Genomic DNA, 2,679 nt, shown 5'->3' with positions numbered 1-2,679 from the left:
TGCGTATTTCGGTGAACGTGATCAGCGATTTCGGATGAAGGTGATCACCGAATCCGGAGGAACGTGATCGCTCATTTCGGTTGAAGATGATCGCTGATCAGCGGTTTCCGAAACGAGTGATCATCGTAGCGAAACAGGTGATCACGTTCCCGAAATGGGTGATCATCTTGCCGAAATGGCATGCCCGTTTCGGGCTGGTGGTGGTGTTGCGCATGACATCAACGACAGGCATTAGCCTTGTTCCTTTTTATAGAGGACAGGCTGATGCCGGCACATCGGATGAGCATGCGCAAATTGAAGGAAATCCTACGGCTGAAGTGGGCGTGTGGCTTGTCGCACCGCCAGATCAGCCGGGCCGTCGGCATCAGTGTGGGCGCCATCTCGGCATATGCGGCGCGCGCCAGCGCGGCGAAGTTGGACTGGCCGGCCGTCGAGCCGCTTGCCGACGATGAACTCGAAGCCCGGTTGAACCTGTCGGCCGACGAGGCGGCCCCGGCCCGGCGCATCGAACCGGACTATGCGGCGATGCACCGCGAACTGCGCCGCAAAGGCGTGACGCTGCAGTTGCTCTGGGAGGAATATGGCGCGGCGCATCCCGGCTGCCGCACCTACCGCTATACCCAATTCTGCCAGCGCTACAAGAACTGGGCCCAGACGCTCAAGCGCTCGATGCGCCAACAGCACCGCGCCGGTGAGAAGCTGTTTGCCGATTTCGCCGGCCATACCATGCCGATTCTCGGGCGCGACGGCGGCATCGACTTCCAGGCTCACATCTTCGTTGCGGTGCTGGGCGCGTCGAACTACACCTACGCCTGCGCGACGCGCTCCGAGGCGATGCCGGATTGGATCGGCGGCCTGATTGACGCGTTGGAATTCTACGGCGGGGTTCCCGAACTGCTGGTGCCCGACAACCCCAAGGCCCTGATCGCCAAAGCTGACCGGTACGAGCCGGTGCTGGGCAACACCACGCAGGACTTCGTCAACCACTACGCAACAGCGATGCTGCCGGCCCGGCCGCGCAAGCCGCAGGATAAAGCGAAGGTTGAAGTCGCGGTGCAAATCGTCGAACGCTGGATTCTCGCGCGGCTGCGCAATCACCGCTTTTTTAGCCTAGCCGAGCTCAACCGCGTGATTGCCCAGCTCGTCGGCGATCTGAACCAGCGCCCGTTCAAAAAACTGGAAGGCAATCGCCGTGAATGGTTTGAGCGTCTGGACCGGCCGGTGCTGCGGCCCTTACCCGCGCGGCGTTACCAGATCGCCGCCTTCATCAAGTGTCGCGTCAATATCGATTACCACGTCGAGATCGATCATCACTATTACAGCGTGCCTCACAAACTGGTACGCCAGGAAGTCGACGTCCGTGTCACCCGCCACAGCGTCGAGATCCTGCATGGCGGCAAACGTGTCGCCGCGCACGCGCGCAGCCGACTTAAAGGCAAACATACGACCGTGGCCGAGCACATGCCGGCGGCACACCGCGCTCATCTGGAATGGTCACCGGGACGCCTGCTGAACTGGGGCGCGTCCATCGGCCCCGGCGCCGCGGCAATCGTCAACCATCTGCTGACCAATCGTCCTCACCCCGAGATGGGCTATCGCGCCTGTCTGGGCTTGCTGTCGCTGGCACGCAAATACGGCAATGAGCGGCTCGAAGCAGCCTGCCAACGGGCGCTTGTGATCGGTTCGCCCACGCGCCGTTCGGTGCTCTCGATTCTCGAATCTGGCCTCGACCGCCAACCACCCGTAGCGGCGCCGCTCACCGAATGGCAATGCCTCGACCACGAAAACCTGCGTGGCTCCGACTACTACCACTGACCCGAAGGAGGTCAAGATGTTGCTGCAGCAAACCCTCTCCCAACTCAAAGCGCTCAAACTCGACGGCATGGCGCGCGCCTTCGAGGAACAGGTGACGCTCACCGCCAGTTCCAGCCTGTCGTTCGAAGAGCGCTTTGGCATGGTTGTCGAACGCGAACTCGCGTGGCGCGACACCCGGCGGCTTGAACGGCTGCTGAAAACCGCCAAACTCAAGAACCCGCAGGCCTGCATTGAGGATATCGAATTCCGGCAAAGCCGCGGACTGGACCAGCGCGTGGTCGCTTCGCTTGCCGGTTGCGACTGGATCCGCAACGCGCAGAACATCATTCTGACCGGGCCGACTGGCGCTGGCAAAACCTGGATCGCTTGCGCCTTCGGGCAACAGGCATGCCGGCAAGGCTTCTCGGTTCTCTATGTACGCGTCGCACGACTGTTCGAGGAGCTGAAGATCGCGCACGGCGACGGCAGCTTTGCGCGGCGGCTCGCGCAACTCGCCAAGATCGATGTCGTCCTGTTCGACGACTGGGGACTGCAGGATCTCGATCAGGGCGCACGCAACGATCTACTCGAAGTCCTCGATGATCGCGTCGGCACGCGTTCGACGATCATTACCAGTCAGTTACCCCTCGAACACTGGCACGCTTGGCTGCAGGACCCCACGCTCGCCGACGCGATTCTCGATCGCCTGGTCCATCAGGCGCACAAACTGCCTTTGAAGGGTGAATCGATGCGAAAGACCAACGCAAAACCATCCGCTACTGCCGCATCGTGATCACCTTCGCTATAATTCTCTGACCGCGCAACACCACCTTCCAGACCGATCACGTTCACCGAAACGTCTGATCACCATCGCCGAAATACGCA

At 61.3% G+C, this 2,679-nt stretch carries 3 protein-coding genes; 2 read left to right on the top strand and 1 reads right to left on the bottom strand.

The genetic code is table 11. The features are described 5' to 3' along the window. Positions 1-97: 97 nt before the first annotated feature. Positions 98-232: a hypothetical protein gene (locus ACSHSS_RS30000; protein WP_261514362.1), complete on the bottom strand. Its 135-nt coding sequence runs from the start codon at positions 230-232 to the stop codon at positions 98-100. Positions 233-264: 32 nt separating this feature from the next. Here ACSHSS_RS30000 and istA point away from each other — a divergent pair, with 32 nt between their 5' ends. Next, positions 265-1,815, top strand: coding sequence for an IS21 family transposase (gene istA / locus ACSHSS_RS29995; RefSeq protein ID WP_038442117.1), 1,551 nt, complete (start codon positions 265-267; stop codon positions 1,813-1,815). A gap of 16 nt (positions 1,816-1,831) precedes the next feature. Further along, positions 1,832-2,587, top strand: coding sequence for an IS21-like element helper ATPase IstB (gene istB / locus ACSHSS_RS29990; RefSeq protein ID WP_038442119.1), 756 nt, complete (start codon positions 1,832-1,834; stop codon positions 2,585-2,587). Positions 2,588-2,679 lie beyond the last annotated feature (92 nt).

The organism is Burkholderia sp. BC1, assembly GCF_052683555.1.
This window is presented reverse-complemented; position numbering and strand designations above follow the sequence as displayed.

What these genes read in the sequence shown, in the direction of transcription:
- ACSHSS_RS30000 (WP_261514362.1), bottom strand. Translation starts at nt 232, where the DNA reads ATGCCTGTCGTTGATGTCATGCGCAACACCACCACCAGCCCGAAACGG.
- istA (WP_038442117.1), top strand. Translation starts at nt 265, where the DNA reads ATGCCGGCACATCGGATGAGCATGCGCAAATTGAAGGAAATCCTACGG.
- istB (WP_038442119.1), top strand. Translation starts at nt 1,832, where the DNA reads ATGTTGCTGCAGCAAACCCTCTCCCAACTCAAAGCGCTCAAACTCGAC.